Origin of the sequence: Lactobacillus sp. UMNPBX16 (genome assembly GCF_002553775.1) — a bacterium.
GTDB lineage: Bacteria > Bacillota > Bacilli > Lactobacillales > Lactobacillaceae > Lactobacillus > Lactobacillus crispatus.
Genome location: NZ_PCYU01000014.1, coordinates 115,747 through 134,089, shown reverse-complemented (window position 1 = coordinate 134,089; position 18,343 = coordinate 115,747). Strand labels below are relative to the sequence as shown.

Below are 18,343 nucleotides of genomic sequence, written 5' to 3'. Positions count from 1 at the left end.
AGGCAAAAGAATGAAAATATTAGAATTAAAACATATCCAATATAGTGCAGATAAAAAACAAATATTGCAAGATGTATCATTTAAGGTTAATAAAGGCGATTTTCTAACCTTAATTGGCCCATCAGGTGCAGGAAAAAGTACGATTTTACGATTGATTGCAAATTTAATTAGTGCTAATTCAGGCGATATTCTATATCAAGAAAAAAACATTAGCTCCTTAAATCCAGTTCAATATCGTAGAGAAGTTTCATATTGTTTTCAGCAGCCGTCTTTATTTGGGCAAACAGTAAGAGATAATTTGATTTTCCCGTATGAAATTAGAAAAGTAGATGTAAATGACAAGCAAATAGCTGATTTACTTAATCAAGTTGATCTCTCTGCTGATTTTTTAGATAAAAAGATTACTGCTTTATCAGGTGGTGAAAAGCAAAGAGTTGCGTTAATTCGAAACATAATATTTTTACCAAAGATATTGCTATTAGATGAAGTAACTACCGGGCTTGATAATCAAAGTAAAGATATTGTACATAATTTGATTAAGGATGTTTCTGAGAAAGGCGTGACAATTATTCAAGTTACACATGATCAAAGTGAAATTGATGAAGCAAGCAATATTTTAAGAGTAAAAAAAGGCGGAATAATCGAATGAAAAATGTTGTAGTTAGCAACTGGTCGTTAGTATTAGCTTTTGCACTGGTGTTAGTTTCCATTGGAATTTCTGCGAAAGAAAAGTTAGGACTAACCAAGGATATTTTAATTAGCGTGATTAGGGCGATAATTCAGTTAGTCGTAATCGGCTACGTTTTGAAGTTTATTTTTCATGTTAATGCCTTGTGGCTAACTTTGGTTTCAACTATTGTGATAATTTTTAATGCATCTTGGAATGCTAATCAGCGTGATCCTAATCCGGGGCGGAATATTTGGAATTCGATAATAGCCGAAGCGGTAGGGACTTACGTGACATTAGGAATTCTGATTTTTTCTGGCGTAATTAAACCAGTCCCTATGCAGGTCATTCCCATTACGGGGATGATTGCTGGAAATGAAATGGTGGCAGTTGGCTTATGCTATAAAGCGTTGAATGATAGCTTTAATGATCTGCATCAACAAGTTTTAGAAAAGTTGGCTTTGGGTAGTGATATTAAAACTGCATCGATGTCAATTTTAAGAAGGAGCATTAAGACTGCGATGCAGCCTACGATAGATTCGGCTAAAACTGTAGGATTAGTAAATTTGCCAGGAATGATGTCCGGCTTAATTTTTGCTGGTGTAAATCCCATTTATGCAATTAAGTATCAGATTATGATTACATTTATGTTGCTTTCTGCCACTGGCCTTGGAGCCGTGATTAGTGGCTATTTGGCTTATAAAAATTACTTTAATGATAGGATGCAATTGAAATAGGCAGTATGATAAAAATAATTTTCTACATTTAGATTTAGTTAAGTTATATTTCATAAGCGTTTGTAAAGGTGATTTAAGTTAACTTAAATCATATAGTAAAATTTGAGTTAAAATGAATTTAATTTTTCCAGCTATTGTAAATATCAATTTTGTCATGTTTAGATAATTTAGCCATAAATAAAAACCCCGAAATTCATGTCCGATTTTCGGGGTTCATATCATGATCAAAGTTTGAGCTTCATTATTTTATTGGGCTGATTTTTGTTTTAAAAACTGCTGTTTTTTCATCATTTGTTTTTGCAACTGCTTGGCATCGTTAACTGACATTACTTTCCAGTTGGAGGGAATAGAAAAAATATATTCTCTGTGTTTTAACTCCTTGTCATGACCAAAGACGCCAAACATTATTTGATTAAAGGTATTGCTATAGGTGTAGCGAGTAGTCTTAATCGTTACTTTTGGTTGGCTGCTTCGTTTTACTTTTGTCGATACTTTATCTAATTTAATAGATTTTGGCTTCTTTTGAAGCTGACCAGTTTTATAAAGGTAAACTTTTTCAGTTCCATTACCTAAAGGCTGATAAAGCAAAATTGGCAGGCGAGGAGTAGCACTGGAAACTAGAGTGTTAGTGCTTGAGGTTGTTTTAGTTTTCATTCCCCAGTGATTATAATCATGTTCTACAATGCCGACAACACAAAGAATTGTTATGATTAATGATAGCCATGCAATAAAAGTATGCCTTTTTCCAGGGATGATATTAAAGTAAATAAACATAATTGCAGCTACGATTAGAATTAAAAGTATCATTTAACCATCCACCTTTTCTTGATGTTCACGTGCTCGATTGCCCTTCTTTAAGAAGAATGCAAGAACTAATGCGATTAATGAGAAGAGGATACTCATTGCAAATGAAGCATGAAAACCGTCTAAAGTTGCACTGATTGCTCTAGTCTTGTATTCAAGTGGCAGTGCATGAAGTAAAATTTTACCAGGCATATTATTATTGGTAGTTGTAGTTAAAACAGAGACTAGAATTGCAGTACCAATTGAACTTAATACCTGTCTGAAAGTATTGTTAACAGCTGTACCGTGAGAAATTTTGTTTAATGGCAAAGAATTCATGCCGGAAGTAGTAACATTCATCATTACCAAAGCTACACCGACCATTCTGATTGCATAAAGAATGATAATCATCGTGTACGAACTTTGCTCAGTTAAAAAGACAAATGGAATGGTTCCAATGGTCAACAAAGTCATACCAGTAATTGCCATTTTACGTGCACCATATTTGTCGAATAAACGGCCAGTAATTGGCGACATAATACCAATCATCAATGCACCAGGTAGTAACATTAAACCTGAATGGAAGGCAGAAACGCCACGCAAATTTTGAATATATAATGGTAAAACCATTTCAATGCCGACCATCGCTAAGTTGGTGATACCACTTAAGGCAGCTGCCAGTGAAAATTCAAAGTGTTTAAAAACGGTAATGTCCAAAAATGGGTCATCCATTTTCAATTGGCGGATACCGAATAGGATTACAAATATAATTCCAAATCCAATAAATCCTAAAATCTCGGGATTGGTCCAGCCTTTGTTACCAGCTTCTGAAAAACCATACAACAGACTTCCGAAGCCTAGAGTAGAGGTTGTTACTGACCAAACATCAATTTTTTCTTTCTTAGTTGGTAAAACATCTTTAATTAAAAAGAAAGCTAAGATAATTACTATTCCCGCAATTGGGGCAATGATGCTGAAGAGGTAACGCCAAGAAAGGTTATCAACAATCCAACCAGATAATGTTGGTCCAATTGCCGGTGCTAAGCCAATAACAATCCCAACAGTTCCCATTGCTGCACCACGCTTATTAGCTGGGAAGATAGAAAGCATAATTGTTTGTAAAAGTGGCATAGTAACACCAACGCCTAATCCCTGAATGATTCTCCCAGCAAGCAGGGTGCCAAAGTTGGGTGCAATTGCGGCGATCACTGTTCCAATAAAGAAGATTGACATGGCTGACAAATACATTTTTCTTGAACCGAAGCGATTGATTAGCCATGCAGAAATTGGGATCATAACACCATTAACTAACAGAAAGGCTGTTGAAAGCCATTCAGCAGTTGCGGTGCTGATGTTAAATGAACGCATAATTGAAGGAAGCGCTGTTGAAAGCAGTGTTCCGTTTAATACAGTACAGAAAGAACCTATAATTAAAACTAAAACTAGTAGGTTTCGATTATAAGCTTTTCCATGAATATCCGTTGGTTGCTTATTCATGTAATGTTCCTTTCTCTTATAAAAGTTAACTATAAAAACTATAGGCTTAAAATTCATTATTGTCAAATAATCTTACAAGTAAGTTAGATAAATTAACACTAGTGTTGCAAAAGATAACAACAATATATAAAATATAACTATACTGTAAGGTGGTATCAGGATGAAATCTAAAAAAATTATGCATGACATTTTTCAAAATTTAGAAATTGGAATCGGTGAAGTTAGTAAATTGACTGGTGTTTCGCAAAGGCAATTGCGCTATTGGGAAACTAAGGGCTACATTAAGCCGATTTCAGATGATCAAAGTGGTGTGCGCCGCTATAATTTAGCGACCTTGTATCTAATTGTTTTTATCAAGGAACAATTAGATGAGGGCTTTACGTTGTCTGCAGCCTTTGAGCATTCAAAGGATATACGGTTGAAGAGTAGAATTGTTCATCAATTTTTCAGAGAAACTTTTGATGATGTTAAGGTTACTGATTCTACAAAGGGCTATGGGGAAATTGACTTAGGTGAATTTCAGGCTGAAGATGGCAGCATGCACCATTTCAAAGGTGTTGTAGATGAAAAAGGACAATACGTTAAGATGGATGAATAATGCAATTTTGATTTAGCTATTTTGCACTTTGTGTGTAAAAATGAACCACTTATTTGAGGTTTAAGTACAAAAGGGCTTCTTTTCTGTATTCTGATTATGAATTCAGAAAGGAAGTCTTTTTATGTTAATTGAAACTTTTAATCTAACTAAAAAATATGGTAAGAAGTTAGCTTTGAACAAGGTTAATTTGAAGATTAATCGTGGACAGTTGGTAGCTTATTTGGGCACGAATGGTGCAGGTAAATCTACTACTATTAACATCCTGATTGGCCTATTGAAACCAACTAGTGGCACTATCACGTATGCTAAGGATCTAAAAATCGGGGTAGTCTTTCAGAATAGTGTTTTAGATGATGTATTGACTGTCAAAGATAATCTATATTTAAGGGCAAGGATGTACAAAACTTTTTCTAAAGAGTGGTTAGAAAAATTGATTGGGTTGATTGGTATTAGAAGTTTCCTCAATCAAAAATACGGTACTTTGTCTGGTGGGCAAAAAAGAAGAGTGGATATTGCTAGAGCGTTAATTGATCATCCAGATATCTTATTTTTGGATGAACCAACAACAGGGTTAGATTTACAAACAAGAATTGTTATCTGGGATTTATTGCAAAAGCTTCAAAAAGAACAGGGGCTGACTATTTTCTTAACTACGCACTATTTAGAGGAAGCCGAAAATGCTGATCAGATGTATATTTTGGAAAATGGCAATGTCTTAGCAGAAGGCTCTGCAGAAGAAATTAAAGAGATGTATGCACCCAATCGGCTGCTAATTCGCCTAAAACAAGGGCAAACTTTTTCTACTAATTTTAAACAAATTTCTAAGTCAGATGATCAAATTGAAATCGATGGGCTTAATAGTAATCAGGTCATAGACCTTTTACATAAGTTTGAAGATAAGATTGATACATTTGAATATCGAAAAGGGTCAATTGATGATGCATTTATCAAGATTGCTGGAAAGGAGCTTCAATAATGTTCGCCTTAATGAAGAGAAATATCAAAATTTATTTTGCTAATAAACCAGGTGTAGTAATGTCATGTTTTGGTGCACTAATTTCATTTGTAATTTATATTGGATTTTTACAACAAAATCTTGTTGATTCTTGGCAAAATGTTAGTCATGCAAAACAATTATTGGACCTCTGGATGCTTGGCGGTATTGTTTCAATTGCAGGCATTACTACTTCGTTTCAAGCACTTGGTCAAATGGTGAAGGATAGGGAAAGCCGAGCAATTGATGATATGAAGTTAACGAATTTAACTCCAATTAGTGAAAGCATGGCCTACGTAGCTTCAGCATTAATAATAAGCTTCTTGATGCAGGTTATTACTTTTCTAGTGATGGCAATTTACTTTTCAGTGGTTGATAAGGTGAATATTCAATCAACTGTATATTGGTCAGCATTAGGTTTTATGTTATTAGGTGCAATTGGCGCAACTTTATTAAACTTAGTTATCGTTTTATTTATCAATTCTTCAACAACGTTTAGTCGTTTGTCGGCGGTAATTGGAGCAGCAGCTGGATTTATGGTTGCAACTTACATGCCTTATGGAACTTTATCAAAAACTGCGCAAAATATAGTAAAATTGTTTCCAAGTAGTTATGAAGCGGGAAGTTTTAGAAGCTTGCTCTTAAATAAATTAAGTCAGGAAGATGTTCCAGATGAAATGCGTCAAAAATTGATTGAATATTTAGGGATTCATTTTAAATTTGGGTCTCATCAATTAACTAACGGGGATAATGTATTGGTAATAATAGCTATGTCACTCTTATTGACAGTTATAGTAATATGTCTCGCAGTCATGCTTGATAGAAGGAAGAACTAACACGTGAATGTAGAATTTCAGTCAGATTCTAATTTGAAAAAAGATCAAATTAAGATCAAAGTAATTTCTTTAGAGGAAACAGCAGAAGTAAAAAATTTATTGGCTTATATTCAAGATTTTGGTAAAAAGGTAGATTCAATTCTGCCGGTAAAAACTGAAGATCGGATTTTAACTATTAAAATTGAAGAAATTATCAAAGTTGAGGTTGAAAAAACAGAATTAACTTTTTATACCAAAAGTGCTGTCATTAAAACTACAGGTCGCTTATATCAAGTTTTAGAGAAATTAAATAATGATTTTGTACAGGTATCAAAACATGGGATTATTAATTTGAATTATCTTGAAGCACTCGAGGCGGGATTTACGGGCAATATGATTGCAAAACTGGCTTTTAAACAGAAGACTGATGTTTCAAGAAGATATTTACCTGAATTAGAAAAGAAACTGGGATTATAAAATGAAAATTTGGCATAAAATTTTAGATTTTTTTGTAACTGGAATGGGATTTGGTGCAATTACTTGCTTGCTTATTTTAGGAATAGTATCAAATAGTGTAGGTGCAATTAATATCCCATTAATGAGCGTAATTGTTGTTTTCATTTGTAGTGGTTTGATTGGTGAATTGAGTTTTCTATTTGATACTAATCTGTCATATTTAATTGCGTTGTTGTTACATTTAATTGGTACATTTACGTTGTTTTCTATTATGATGCTTTTCAATCATTGGCTTATAGATTGGCAAACTTTATGTATCTTCATTTTTGTATATATCATAATTTGGATTGTGATTAGATTGACGCAAGAAAAAGATATTCAAAAAATTAATCGTCAGATTAAAAAGCGGAATGGTAAAGATGGATGAATAATGCAATTTAAAAGGAAAATCTTCCATTAGTGTATGTGCTACAAGTAAATCGTAGTTCACATATATTAATATGGGAGAAAAAGAATGAAGAAACGATTTTTAATTGCAGGTGCTTCTGCTGTGATGGTGACCTTGTCATTAACTGCATTGAATTCCAAGCCAGTTAAGGCAGCCAAAAATGCCGTTGATTTTATGACATATCTATCTAAAAACAAATCTTTGACTAAAGGGCAAAGGAGTTCCGCTAGATCAGCAGTGAAATTATTGAAAACAGGTCGCTTAGGTAAAAAGCCTAAGGCAAGTTGGTACAATGAATACGTTGACTTGCATTCAAATGATGATGCAACTAGTGCAAAGAATATTAAAGCTGTATTGCCTTATTTGAATAGTGTCAATAGAGCACGTAGAAGTGAAGGGGTTCGGTCATTAAAGGTGTCACCACTTTTGACAGCAGCCTCAATGTTAAATGCTGACTATCAAAAACGTGGTAGCTTAAAGCATACTCATTATTTCAAGTCGATTGGTTTGGAAAACATCGCTACTCAAAGTGTGGGTTTAGATCCGGTTGATACTTGGTTCTCTGAAAAGAAAAGTTGGAATTATGATGTAAAAAAGAATCATTCGTTGAAGCCGGCGAAGTATAGTCCAACTTGGACGGCAACTTATGATGCGGCCGTAGAGGGCACGAATGGCTATAAAGTGGCAGGACACTACTTGAATTTGATTAACAGAAATTATAGAGTAATGGGCTTTGCCAATGTAAGCAATACTGGTTATGGAAATGCTGATTCATATTTAGGAAGCAGTAAAGGTGCAGGAATTAGCGTTGCCAAGTACAAGGCATTGGTAAATGCTTGGGCTAATAAATAAAAATATACACTAAAAAGGAAGCAGTCTTTTGAAATTGCTTCCTTTTTAAAATTCTGTATTTAAATTTTATTTTGCCTTTGCTTCTTGATATTTCTTAATTCCTGGCAAGATTAAACCTAATGCAATCAAAATGATTGGCGTCAAGATATTAAGGAATAAGGTAAATGGATCTGGTGAGTAAATACCCAAGATACAACATACAGCAGTAACTACAAAACACCAAATACCGGCAGTATAGGCTAAGCCTTGATGTTTAGTCATTTGATAAGTAGTGTTGAACTTTTGCTGCTGTTTTCTTAAAGCGACATATGCCGCAAATACCCAAAGGTAACGAAGTGGCATAGTAGTTGAATTTAATTTAACTAATTGTGCCATAACAGCTTGAGCATTTGGTACTAAAGCTTGAATAGCAATTAAGCCACCAGAGAGGACAACAACCATCCAGATACCGTTGATGTAAGCACCATGCTTGTTGAGTTTTAATAAGCCCTTTGGAATAAATTCTTTAGCTTCTTTACTACCCAAAAGCATTCTAAGTGGTGCATCGATACTGATTACTAATGTTGAGAATTGACCGATTACGTTACACCATGAATAGATGTACATGAACAAGCCGCCAACATGGTAATATTCGCCCAGCTTGTCAAATGCCATGTAGGCACCATTAGAGATGTATTCGTTAAGGTTGGCATTAACCACCTTAGGGTCAAACATTAATGCCATGGCAAAAGTACCTAAAATAGCAGATACCATAACCATGATTGCTAAAGCCATCATAGCCTTAGGGAAGTTTTTGGAAGGATCCTTAACCTTATTAACATAAGGGGAGATCTTTTCACAACCACCAACGGCAAATACTAGGATTGAAAGAGAAGTAAAGTATTTTACGTTGAAGGTTGGCATCAAATTCTTCCAGTTAAAGTCAATACTGTGGAAACCAGCAGAAGGATTAATAGCTGGTGCGGTAAACATCATAATGATGAATAAGATTGACATGATAAACATTGAAGAACCAGCAATTGTTGCTAGGCCTTTCAATACTGGAATACCACGACTTGCAACCCAACAGAAAAGCAAGAAGACTACTAATGTAGCAAATTGTGTCCAAGCGGTAGGTAAGCCATCATACCATTTTGTATTTCCGAAGATACCCCAGGCCATCGCTCTTAAACCACCAGTACCTTTACTGGAAATATAAACAACGTGGCAAGCCCAGTAGGTCCAACCTGCGTAGTAGGCCCATTTTGCGCCCATAGTGGCATTTACCCAAGAGGAAACCCCACCTTCAGCATTCTTGAAGTAGCTCCAAGTTCACCAACCATTAAGGCATAAGGGACAAAGTAGAGAAGGAACATGACGATCCAGCTAAAGACAACCTTTGTCCCGTCAAAGTAGACGTACCCATTAACAACGTTACCAAAGCCCCACACGGTAGAGAAGGCCATCATTGCTAGGGTGGTCCACATCATCTTTTTGGAATTATTTTGTGATTCGACCATAAAATTTCTCCCTATTACTATTTATATATTTATGTGAACTTTTTAATTATATAACAGAAGCGTTTTCAAAGCCTTGTTGTTCAGGAAATTTTTTAATAATTAGATGTTTCATTTGATAAATTTGTGCTAAAATGAACGTGATTTTTTCATATGGGAGGATTAATAAGGATGTTAAAAGGGAAAAAGATGTTATTAACTTTTGTGGCCAGTGCTGCATTAGTTGGTGGTGTTTTTGCCATTAGTCAAAGCAAGGTAGATGCCAAAAGCTACAGCAAGGCAGTTACTAAGATTGCTGGCAATGGTAATTACGCTATTTATCATAATGTATCTAAAAAAGGACCATCAGGTGCATTTTCAAATACCAAGTACTTTAAGCATGGTCAAATTCAATCTAAGAAGTATGTTTCTACCAAGAAAGGTAACTTCTGGTACATTATTGTCGATGGACGCAATGTAGGTTGGGTAAGTCAAAACTTTTTTGCTAGAAACCAAATTTCAGTAGCTCAAGATGTTAGCTTAGTTCACAACAGCAACTACAGTTTTCCAACTAGGGATGCAATTAACTATGCAACAGATGGACAAGGTACTGCAATTAATCCGGATAAGGTTAATGTTTCACATAGCTCTGTTAGTTCAAGCCGTGCCGGCACTACTAAGGTAGATTATTCATATGGCAGGGCAAAGGCAAGCGTTAATGTAACTGTTCGTTCAGATACAAATGAAGGAATTACTAGTGCAGGTGCTTCTGTTAAGAGTGGTCCTAAGGCAGTTCATACTTGGAATGGTGGCTCAAAGGGATCATCAAGAAATTGGAATCAGGCACACGGTTATCGTTCAGAAACTAGCTCAAATAGCTATTCAGGTAACGGCATGACTTTGCGCACTCGTTTGTTCCAACCACGTTTTGTCAGCTTAGGCTATGGTCAAGCTGCTGATGCAATGGGACAAGTTGGGGTAATTCCTGAAGGTATTACTGTTAATGATGGTATTTTTACAGCTTCTATGTACACTAGCAGTAGCGACTCAAGAGGACATCTTGTTTCTTACAACTTGAATGCAATTAAGAGTAAATATGCTGCTCAAAACTTAACTACTATGGGATGGAGCACTTTTAGAAGCTACGCAAACAATATTAAAGTTTCACCATACATTAAGCTAGGTCATGGTCAATCACTTGGCTCTTCTTCAAGCTACATTTATGTTTTGGCTAATAACAATAAGACTGCTAATTCAACAGCTTCAGAAGAAATTATGCAAGTAAGAAAGAGTGATATGAAGATTAACAAAATCTGGACTGTTAAGACCTGGAACGGCAGCAGTGCATATCCTCGTTACTTCCATAATGCAACCTTTGTTGGCGACAACACTATGTATGCATTGTTCCACAATGGTGGTCGTCACCAATATGAATACTGGAAGTTAACTAGAAATGGTGACACTTGGACTCCAGAAGAAATCGGTGCTACTCAAAGTAATTTCGTAACTGGTTCACCAGTTCAAGGTTTTGCTTATGACAGCAACCACAATCAATTCTATATTGGTTTTAACGACTACATCTTCCGTGTAGCAGCAAATGGTACTTATAAGGGTAGCCATCATTTCAACACTCGCCGTGAAATTGAAGGCTTATCTGTTTCAGGCTCAACTTTGTACACTGAGTTAGCACAACGTGCTGAGTTGATGACTACAAGCACTAAATAATTGTGATATTGAAAAAGGCATTCCGTGAGGAATGCTTTTTTGGTATAAAAAAAGAAGAATACCGAGATGGCGGTATTCTTCAACATGTAGTTATATGGGCCCCCTGGGAGTCGAACCCAGATTCTAAGAACCGGAATCTTATGTGCGATCCATTACACTAAGGGCCCAGATGATTCACAAGTGGTAGTATATCAAAAAAAGTAATGAAATAAAAATGATTTTACTCGATTTACGACTTTTTTAAAATCGTGTATCTTTTTCTTGAATTACGAAAAATACATTGTTATACTAACAGTGTCGATTGGGAAATGTATGAATTGAATGAAAAGTACGTTTCTCTTATATTTTTAAGCATTCTGGGACACAAAACGACACGTAGGTGGTCGATAGATGTCCCATGGAAAGGAGGGAACGATGGATTCGGACTTTTCTTTGCTCGAAGCGCTCGTTCCCGACGTCTTAAAGATTCTTCGACAAAGGTATCTTGTCCTTGAGCAGATTTCGCTACATGCGCCAATTGGACGCCGGAGTGTTGCTCAGCATTTAGGGCTTTCAGAGAGAAACATCAGAACTGAGACTGAGTACTTAAGTCAATTAGGATTGATTGAAACAAAAAGTTTTGGGATGTTTTTAACTGAAAAGGGTGAGAAAACATTAAAAGATGCAGGACCATTGCTTGATCGCCTCTTTAATGCCGGTGAAACGGAAGTAGCATTAGCCAAAAAATTAGGGATTGAAAGAACATTGATCGTCCCTGGTAATGCGGATTTCCAAGACCGAGTATATGAGGAGATGGGAGAAAAATTAAGTTCAGCTTTGAATTTACTCTTGCCTTTAGGCCATTCAATAGTTACAATTCTAGGTGGAGCGGCGTTAGCTAGATCTGCTAAGTATTTATCACCAGATTTAGCTAACAATCGCCAGTTGGAATTTGTTCCAGGTCGAGGAGCTTTGGGCGAAAATGTAGAGACGCAAAGTAATACAATCGTCCAAGAAATGGCTGCTAAGACTTCAGGTACTTATAAGACATTATATTTACCTGAGCAGGTCTCAGATGATGCTTACAAATCTTTGATTCGTGAGTCCTCGATCGCAGATGTTCTGCAAGACATTTCTCAAAGTGATGCTGTGATTCATGGTATTGGGTTAGCTCAAGAGATGGCACAGCGCAGAGGCTATAATTCAATTAAGCTATCTGAACTTCGTGAGAAGAGAGCCGTCACCGAATGTTTCGGGTGTTTCTTCGATGAATATGGCAAGGTTATTGACCGCATCACCCAGGTTGGATTGCAGTTCGAGAACTTATACAAAATACCCCACATATTTGCTTTTGCTTGTGGTGCCCGAAAGGCTCAAGCAATTAAAGCTTATATGCCTAATGCGCCTCATCAAACCTGGCTAATCACTGATGAGGGCGCCTCAAATATGATTTTAAAGGGGAAATGAAATCCCGTTTAAAATAAATGTTGTTTATAGTTCTTAAGGAGGACTTTAGGTTATGACAGTTAAAATTGGTATTAACGGTTTCGGCCGTATCGGTCGTTTAGCATTCCGTCGTATTATGGACCTTGGCGAAAAGTCAAAGGACATTGAAGTTGTTGCTATCAACGACTTGACTACTCCAGCAATGCTTGCTTACTTGCTTAAGTACGACACTACTCATGGTACTTTCAACCACGAAGTTTCATCAACTGAAGATTCAATCGTAGTTGACGGTAAGAGTTACCACGTATACGCAGAACCACAAGCACAAAACATTCCATGGGTTAAGAACGATGGTGTTGACTTTGTTCTTGAATGTACTGGTTTCTACACTAGCAAGGCTAAGTCACAAGCTCACATCGATGCAGGTGCTAAGCGTGTATTGATCTCAGCTCCAGCTGGTAACGACTTGAAGACTATCGTTTACTCAGTAAACGAAGACACTTTGACTGCTGATGACAAGATTGTTTCAGCTGCTTCATGTACTACTAACTCACTTGCACCAATGGCTAACGCTTTGGACAAGGAATTCGGTATCGAAGTTGCTACTATGACTACTATCCACGCATACACTGGTACTCAAATGACTTTGGATGGTCCTTCACGTAGTGGTAAGGAACAAGACGCTCGTGCTGCTGCTGAAAACATCATTCCTCATACTACTGGTTCAGCTAAGGCTATCGGCTTGGTATTGCCTAACTTGAACGGTAAGATGAACGGTCACGCACAACGTGTTCCAGTTCCAGATGGCTCAGAAACTGAATTAGTATCAATCTTGAGCAAGAAGGTTACTGCTGACGAAGTTAACGAAGCTATGAAGAAGTACGAAAGCCCATCATTTGCTTACAACGGTGACCACATTGTTTCTAGCGATGTTCTTAACATGACTGCTGGTTCAATCTTTGACCCAACTCAAACTATGGTAACCACTGCAGGTGACAAGCAATTAGTTAAGACTGTTGCTTGGTACGACAACGAATACTCATTCACTTGCCAAATGGTACGTACTTTATTACACTTTGCAACTCTTTAATCATTAATTTTAATTAACTGATTATATAGTTAAGTGGTAATTGAGAAGGCGGAGGGAGATTCTTCCTTCCGCCTTTTTTTGAAGAAAAAATATCAAAATAATCGGAGGATTATAATGGCTAAATTAATCGTTGACGATCTTGATGTTAAGGGCAAAAAGGTCTTAGTACGTGTAGACTTTAACGTGCCAATTAAGGATGGCGTTATTGGTGACGACAACCGTATCGTTGCTGCACTTCCAACTATTAAGTACATCATTGAACACGGTGGCAGGGCTATCTTACTTAGCCACTTAGGTCGTGTTAAGTCAGATGCTGACAAGAAGGAATTATCATTAAAGCCAGTTGCTGAACGTTTAAGTGAACTTCTTAAGAAGCCTGTAACTTTTGTACCATCAAACGAAGGTAAAGAAGTTGAAGACGCTATCAACAACATGAAGGATGGAGACGTTATCGTTCTTGAAAACACTAGATTCCAAGACATCGACAACGACTTTGGTAAGCGTGAATCAGGTAACGATCCTAAGCTTGGCGAATACTGGGCAAGTCTTGGCGACATGTTTGTAAATGATGCATTTGGTACTGCTCACAGAAGTCATGCTTCAAACGTTGGTATCGCAACTGCTATGAAGGAAGCTGGCAAGCCTGCAGCAGCTGGTTACTTGCTTGAAAAGGAAATCAAGTTCTTAGGTGATGCTGTTGAAAACCCAGTACACCCATTCGTAACTATTCTTGGTGGTGCTAAGGTTTCAGACAAGATTGGTGTTATCGAAAACTTAATTCCTAAGTCAGACCACATTTTAATCGGTGGTGGTATGGCTTACACATTCTTAGCAGCTCAAGGCCACAGCATTGGTAAATCATTATTTGAAGCTGACAAGGTAGACCTTGCTAAGGAATTACTTGCTAAGGCTGGCGACAAGATCGTTCTTCCTGTAGATAACGTAGCCGCAACTGAATTCTCAAATGATGCTTCACGTGAAGTTGTTGGTGATGATATTCCTGACAACATGATGGGTCTTGACATCGGTCCTAAGACTGTTGAAAAGTTCAAGGAAATCTTGAAGGATGCTAAGACTGTTGTTTGGAACGGCCCAATGGGTGCATTCGAAATGCCTAACTTCGCTGAAGGTACTTTGGAAGTTGGTCGTGCATTGGCAGACCTTAAGGATGCAACTACTATCATCGGTGGTGGTGACTCAACTGCTGCTGCTAAGCAATTAGGCATTGCTCCTAAGATTACCCACATTTCTACCGGTGGTGGTGCTTCACTTAACTACCTTGAAGGTAAAGAATTGCCAGGTATCGCTTGCGTTTCAGACAAATAATAGTAAGGAAAGGACAATAGATTAATGAGTCGTACACCAATTATTGCTGGTAACTGGAAGTTACATATGAATCCAGAACAAACTACTGAATTCGTTAACGCTGTTAAGGATAAGTTACCAGACCCAAGTAAGGTTGAATCACTTATTTGTGCACCTGCAGTTGACCTTGACGCTTTGAGAAAAGCTGCTGAAGGCTCAAACTTACATATCGGTGCAGAAAACTGTTACTTTGAAGACGAAGGTGCTTACACTGGTGAAACTTCACCTAAGGTCTTGAAAGAAATGGGTATGGACTACGTAATTATTGGTCACTCAGAACGTCGTGGTTACTTCCACGAAACTGACGAAGACATTAACAAGAAGGCTAAGGCAATCTTTGCTAATGGCTTGAAGCCAATCATTTGCTGTGGTGAATCACTTGAAACTCGTGAAGCTAACAAGCAAGAAGACTGGGTAGTTGCTCAAATTAAGGCTGCTTTAGACGGCTTAACTGCTGAACAAGTATCTTCACTTGTTATTGCCTACGAACCAATCTGGGCTATCGGTACTGGTAAGACTGCTTCATCAGATCAAGCTGAAGAAATGTGCAAGACTATTCGTGAAACTGTTAAGGACTTGTACAACGAAGAAACTGCAGAAAACGTTCGTATTCAATACGGTGGTTCTGTAAAACCAGCTAACGTTAAGGAATTAATGGCTAAGCCTGATATTGACGGTGGCTTGGTTGGTGGTGCTTCATTAGTACCAGAATCATTCTTAGAATTGGTAAACTACCAAGACTAATTCATAAAAAATAATTTAGATTAATAATCTAGAATTTTTAGGGTCAAATCATTAGATTTGGCTCTTTTTTATATAGTTTGATAGTTAAAAACAAGTTCGTTGATAAAGTAAATAAAAATGATCAAGCCATTGATAAATCACTTGATCATTTCACTATATTTTTTAATAGAAATTAAAGTTGTCTTGTTTAGAAAAATAGATGTACTAAGTTAAATAACAAATTATTAAGCTATAAGCTAGCTCTAAAGACATTATTTAGCTGTCTTTAAAGTAAAATAATAACATCTAGCCCTTGTATTTTTGGCTGAACGAAGTATAATAAGCTATGGAGATTAAATCAAATTAGATTTAACCTTCATTATTCAGTCTCTGCCTAATAATTCCTTATTACTTAATAAATATAAACTTTATGGCAGAAGATACATCTATATCTATATCACTTTCTAGAAGAGCAGTTATGAAAATTTTCATGACTGCTTTTTTTGTTTAATTTGGATTTACCTCAAATCCAATTGGCGGAAAACTAGGCAGTTTCAAAGGCGTAACATGCCATTGTGTAAATAGAACGGATGTCAAAAGAATAAAGGGGACGTCTTCAGGCTTAGTAATATCACAAATTAAAACGCCTCCGCGATCTCCCATGATTGTTTGGACACTTGCTACACTCTTGATTCCAGAACGAAAAGTATAAGTACCACGTTTAATACTACCTGTAACAATATACTTTAATTGGGTCAAATAGAATATGTTTGCAGTAGGTGTGTTTAACTTTTTTACGCCTACTAAAGAGTGGTTGACGACATCAATTGTGAACGAAGCAATTAGGCCCGCACCATCAGAAAACAGACGTCCCACTTCCTGTTTACGGAAATTATTTAGATATAAAGTGTGATTTGGATTATCAAGATTGCCTTGAATAAAAAATTCAGCTTTTCCATTTTGATTAAGCACAGGAATTTGACCGTAATCCTTTTCCTGATTAAGTTCTAGCCAAAATCGCATACTTACTCACCTCATAACTTTAAATATTGTTATTATCTGCAATAAATTTATTTAAAATATAAGCTACTCCATCTTCATTGTTTCTCTTGGTGACTACCTGAGCTATTTTCTTAATAGCTGGAATCGCATTGCCCATCGCAACGCCAGTACCTGCTGCTCGGATCATACTCTCATCATTTAAATTATCACCGATTGCAGCGATTTCCTCAGGCTTGATACCTTTTAACTTGGCATAATCAAGTAAGGCAAGACCTTTTTGAGCATGTTGGTCATTGATTTCAATATTAGAAGATGAACTTGAAGTTACTACTAGATCGCCCATTGTAGCGATTTCTTTTTTGATATCGGTAAAAGCTTCATGTCCCCGAGAGTCAAAAGCAATGATTTTCATTACTTCTATTTTAGGATCTTGCAATAAATTATCGAAACTGTGGATTTGTTTCATATTCATAATAGTCTTATTACCAGCAGAAATTGCTACAGCTTGACGAAAATCAAGTAGAGGATTTAGATCTACCATTAAATGAGCTACATTTGAAATACGTTGATCTAGATTTTCACTATAAACCTGATTGGCAGTTAAAATTTCAAAGTAAAAGCCTGCTCGATGTAGTAAATGCACTAGCTGTTGTGCTTTTGCCTTGGGAATGCTGTGTTTGATCATTAATTGCTCATTTTCGTCAAAAACCAAGGCACCATTAAGATTGATAAAACCGGTATGCAAATCAGCATCTTTGAGAATTGAACGTGATTCGCGTGGGGCCCGGCCAGTCGCAATTAAAAATTCAATGCCGCTACTTTGTGCATTTTTCACAGCTTTTGCATTAGCAGCAGAAACAGCCATCTCTGAATTAAACAATGTGCCGTCAAGATCACAAGCAACTAATTTGATCATAATTTCTCTCCCATTTAGTATTAAATTAATGATACCATAAAGAGGAGAAGAAAAGAGGGTGTAAGACTTGGCTAAAGAATTAATTGGCAACGATTGGGATCAAGTATTGGATCCTGTTTTTGCAAGTGAGAAATATCACGAATTGCATAATTTTTTAAAAGAAGAATATTCTACTAAACAAATTTATCCTGATATGTATCATATTTTTACGGCTTTTAAATTAACGCCGTTTGCTAAAACTAAAGTGGTAATTTTGGGTCAAGATCCATATCATAATCCTGGTCAAGCTAATGGAATGAGTTTTTCCGTCATGCCAGGTACAACTTTGCCGCCATCACTTAAAAATATCTATAAGGAACTCTATGATGATGTCGGAGCTCGGCCTGTTAATCACGGTTACTTAAAAAAGTGGGCCGATCAAGGTGTGCTTTTGCTGAATGCGGTTTTGACGGTACCGTATGGGCATGCTAACGGTCACCAAGGCAAAGGTTGGGAAGATGTGACTGATACTGCAATTAAGGCTCTGAGTGAGCGTGGAAAAGTCGTCTTTATTTTGTGGGGTCGATTTGCTCAAAACAAGATTCCATTAATTGATCAAAGTAAGAATTTTATCATTAAATCATCACATCCAAGTCCATTTTCGGCTGATCGAGGGTTCTTTGGCTCGCGACCGTTTTCGCGGTGTAATATGGCATTGAAGAACTTTGATGAAACGCCGATTGACTGGCAATTGCCAGAAACGATAAGTAAATCTGATTTAGCATAAGAGGTAAAA

Annotated in this window: 18 protein-coding genes, 1 tRNA gene and 1 pseudogene; 14 read left to right on the top strand and 6 right to left on the bottom strand. The window is 36.7% G+C overall.

Features of this window, described 5'->3' with window-relative positions:
- Nucleotides 1-10 precede the first annotated feature (10 nt).
- Both CP367_RS04165 and fetB read left to right on the top strand, forming a co-directional pair.
- Nucleotides 11-649: an ATP-binding cassette domain-containing protein gene (locus CP367_RS04165; RefSeq protein WP_005718667.1), complete on the top strand. Its 639-nt coding sequence runs from the start codon at nt 11-13 to the stop codon at nt 647-649.
- On the top strand, nt 646-1,404 hold the full coding sequence (gene fetB, locus CP367_RS04160; protein ID WP_013086064.1) for an iron export ABC transporter permease subunit FetB: 759 nt from the start codon (nt 646-648) through the stop codon (nt 1,402-1,404). The genes CP367_RS04165 and fetB overlap by 4 nt, the downstream gene beginning before the upstream one ends.
- A 246-nt stretch (nt 1,405-1,650) precedes the next feature.
- Here the strand turns inward: fetB and CP367_RS04155 are convergent, their stop codons facing one another.
- Nucleotides 1,651-2,211, bottom strand: a complete 561-nt coding sequence (locus CP367_RS04155) for a DUF4811 domain-containing protein (protein WP_065990284.1) — start codon at nt 2,209-2,211, stop codon at nt 1,651-1,653.
- Nucleotides 2,212-3,684: an MDR family MFS transporter gene (locus tag CP367_RS04150; RefSeq protein WP_061204551.1), complete on the bottom strand. Its 1,473-nt coding sequence runs from the start codon at nt 3,682-3,684 to the stop codon at nt 2,212-2,214.
- A gap of 160 nt (nt 3,685-3,844) precedes the next feature.
- On the opposite strand from CP367_RS04150, the gene CP367_RS04145 reads away from it, so the two are divergent.
- The 6 genes from CP367_RS04145 (at nt 3,845) to CP367_RS04120 (ending at nt 7,847) form a co-directional block, all read left to right on the top strand.
- Nucleotides 3,845-4,282 (top strand): MerR family transcriptional regulator, encoded by a 438-nt coding sequence (locus tag CP367_RS04145; protein WP_013086067.1) that lies wholly within the window; start codon nt 3,845-3,847, stop codon nt 4,280-4,282.
- 121 nt (nt 4,283-4,403) lie between these two features.
- Nucleotides 4,404-5,258 (top strand): ABC transporter ATP-binding protein, encoded by an 855-nt coding sequence (locus tag CP367_RS04140; RefSeq protein WP_089142986.1) that lies wholly within the window; start codon nt 4,404-4,406, stop codon nt 5,256-5,258.
- Nucleotides 5,258-6,112: an ABC transporter permease gene (locus tag CP367_RS04135; RefSeq protein WP_089142987.1), complete on the top strand. Its 855-nt coding sequence runs from the start codon at nt 5,258-5,260 to the stop codon at nt 6,110-6,112. The genes CP367_RS04140 and CP367_RS04135 overlap by 1 nt, the downstream gene beginning before the upstream one ends.
- 3 nt (nt 6,113-6,115) lie before the next feature.
- Nucleotides 6,116-6,568 (top strand): LytTR family DNA-binding domain-containing protein, encoded by a 453-nt coding sequence (locus tag CP367_RS04130; RefSeq protein WP_089142988.1) that lies wholly within the window; start codon nt 6,116-6,118, stop codon nt 6,566-6,568.
- A gap of 1 nt (nt 6,569) precedes the next feature.
- Nucleotides 6,570-6,974: a DUF3021 family protein gene (locus CP367_RS04125; protein WP_089142989.1), complete on the top strand. Its 405-nt coding sequence runs from the start codon at nt 6,570-6,572 to the stop codon at nt 6,972-6,974.
- 87 nt (nt 6,975-7,061) lie between these two features.
- Nucleotides 7,062-7,847 (top strand): CAP domain-containing protein, encoded by a 786-nt coding sequence (locus tag CP367_RS04120; protein ID WP_089146330.1) that lies wholly within the window; start codon nt 7,062-7,064, stop codon nt 7,845-7,847.
- A gap of 66 nt (nt 7,848-7,913) precedes the next feature.
- Here the strand turns inward: CP367_RS04120 and CP367_RS04115 are convergent.
- Nucleotides 7,914-9,346: pseudogene (locus tag CP367_RS04115) on the bottom strand (APC family permease).
- A 168-nt stretch (nt 9,347-9,514) separates the two neighbouring features.
- Here CP367_RS04115 and CP367_RS04110 point away from each other — a divergent pair.
- On the top strand, nt 9,515-11,047 hold the full coding sequence (locus CP367_RS04110) for an SH3-like domain-containing protein (protein WP_089146329.1): 1,533 nt from the start codon (nt 9,515-9,517) through the stop codon (nt 11,045-11,047).
- 95 nt (nt 11,048-11,142) lie between these two features.
- On the opposite strand, the gene CP367_RS04105 is transcribed toward CP367_RS04110, so the two are convergent.
- Nucleotides 11,143-11,214, bottom strand: a tRNA-Arg gene (locus CP367_RS04105).
- Nucleotides 11,215-11,461: 247 nt separating this feature from the next.
- Between CP367_RS04105 and CP367_RS04100 the strand changes: the two genes are divergently transcribed.
- From CP367_RS04100 to tpiA, 4 genes are all read left to right on the top strand, one after another.
- Nucleotides 11,462-12,493 carry a sugar-binding transcriptional regulator gene (locus tag CP367_RS04100; protein ID WP_089146328.1) on the top strand — a complete coding sequence of 344 codons (1,032 nt, stop codon included), beginning with the start codon at nt 11,462-11,464 and terminating at the stop codon, nt 12,491-12,493.
- Nucleotides 12,494-12,545: 52 nt separating this feature from the next.
- Nucleotides 12,546-13,562 carry a type I glyceraldehyde-3-phosphate dehydrogenase gene (gene gap, locus CP367_RS04095; RefSeq protein WP_005718691.1) on the top strand — a complete coding sequence of 339 codons (1,017 nt, stop codon included), beginning with the start codon at nt 12,546-12,548 and terminating at the stop codon, nt 13,560-13,562.
- Nucleotides 13,563-13,676: 114 nt separating this feature from the next.
- The gene (gene pgk / locus CP367_RS04090; RefSeq protein ID WP_089146327.1) at nt 13,677-14,888 is read left to right on the top strand and encodes a phosphoglycerate kinase; all 1,212 of its coding nucleotides are present in this window, start codon (nt 13,677-13,679) and stop codon (nt 14,886-14,888) included.
- Nucleotides 14,889-14,912: 24 nt separating this feature from the next.
- Nucleotides 14,913-15,671, top strand: a complete 759-nt coding sequence (gene tpiA, locus CP367_RS04085) for a triose-phosphate isomerase (protein WP_005718695.1) — start codon at nt 14,913-14,915, stop codon at nt 15,669-15,671.
- A gap of 486 nt (nt 15,672-16,157) precedes the next feature.
- Here the strand turns inward: tpiA and CP367_RS04080 are convergent, their stop codons facing one another.
- Nucleotides 16,158-16,673, bottom strand: coding sequence for a hypothetical protein (locus CP367_RS04080; RefSeq protein ID WP_005721490.1), 516 nt, complete (start codon nt 16,671-16,673; stop codon nt 16,158-16,160).
- Nucleotides 16,674-16,692: 19 nt separating this feature from the next.
- A complete protein-coding gene (locus tag CP367_RS04075; protein WP_023488014.1) occupies nt 16,693-17,568 on the bottom strand; it encodes a Cof-type HAD-IIB family hydrolase in 876 nt (291 codons plus the stop codon).
- A gap of 67 nt (nt 17,569-17,635) precedes the next feature.
- On the opposite strand from CP367_RS04075, the gene CP367_RS04070 reads away from it, so the two are divergent.
- Nucleotides 17,636-18,334 carry a uracil-DNA glycosylase gene (locus CP367_RS04070; RefSeq protein ID WP_005718702.1) on the top strand — a complete coding sequence of 233 codons (699 nt, stop codon included), beginning with the start codon at nt 17,636-17,638 and terminating at the stop codon, nt 18,332-18,334.
- Nucleotides 18,335-18,343 lie beyond the last annotated feature (9 nt).

Coding starts and splice junctions, on each gene's coding strand:
- CP367_RS04165 (WP_005718667.1), top strand. CDS start 11: ATGAAAATATTAGAATTAAAACATATCCAATATAGTGCAGATAAAAAA.
- fetB (WP_013086064.1), top strand. CDS start 646: ATGAAAAATGTTGTAGTTAGCAACTGGTCGTTAGTATTAGCTTTTGCA.
- CP367_RS04155 (WP_065990284.1), bottom strand. CDS start 2,211: ATGATACTTTTAATTCTAATCGTAGCTGCAATTATGTTTATTTACTTT.
- CP367_RS04150 (WP_061204551.1), bottom strand. CDS start 3,684: ATGAATAAGCAACCAACGGATATTCATGGAAAAGCTTATAATCGAAAC.
- CP367_RS04145 (WP_013086067.1), top strand. CDS start 3,845: ATGAAATCTAAAAAAATTATGCATGACATTTTTCAAAATTTAGAAATT.
- CP367_RS04140 (WP_089142986.1), top strand. CDS start 4,404: ATGTTAATTGAAACTTTTAATCTAACTAAAAAATATGGTAAGAAGTTA.
- CP367_RS04135 (WP_089142987.1), top strand. CDS start 5,258: ATGTTCGCCTTAATGAAGAGAAATATCAAAATTTATTTTGCTAATAAA.
- CP367_RS04125 (WP_089142989.1), top strand. CDS start 6,570: ATGAAAATTTGGCATAAAATTTTAGATTTTTTTGTAACTGGAATGGGA.
- CP367_RS04120 (WP_089146330.1), top strand. CDS start 7,062: ATGAAGAAACGATTTTTAATTGCAGGTGCTTCTGCTGTGATGGTGACC.
- CP367_RS04110 (WP_089146329.1), top strand. CDS start 9,515: ATGTTAAAAGGGAAAAAGATGTTATTAACTTTTGTGGCCAGTGCTGCA.
- CP367_RS04100 (WP_089146328.1), top strand. CDS start 11,462: ATGGATTCGGACTTTTCTTTGCTCGAAGCGCTCGTTCCCGACGTCTTA.
- gap (WP_005718691.1), top strand. CDS start 12,546: ATGACAGTTAAAATTGGTATTAACGGTTTCGGCCGTATCGGTCGTTTA.
- pgk (WP_089146327.1), top strand. CDS start 13,677: ATGGCTAAATTAATCGTTGACGATCTTGATGTTAAGGGCAAAAAGGTC.
- tpiA (WP_005718695.1), top strand. CDS start 14,913: ATGAGTCGTACACCAATTATTGCTGGTAACTGGAAGTTACATATGAAT.
- CP367_RS04080 (WP_005721490.1), bottom strand. CDS start 16,673: ATGCGATTTTGGCTAGAACTTAATCAGGAAAAGGATTACGGTCAAATT.
- CP367_RS04075 (WP_023488014.1), bottom strand. CDS start 17,568: ATGATCAAATTAGTTGCTTGTGATCTTGACGGCACATTGTTTAATTCA.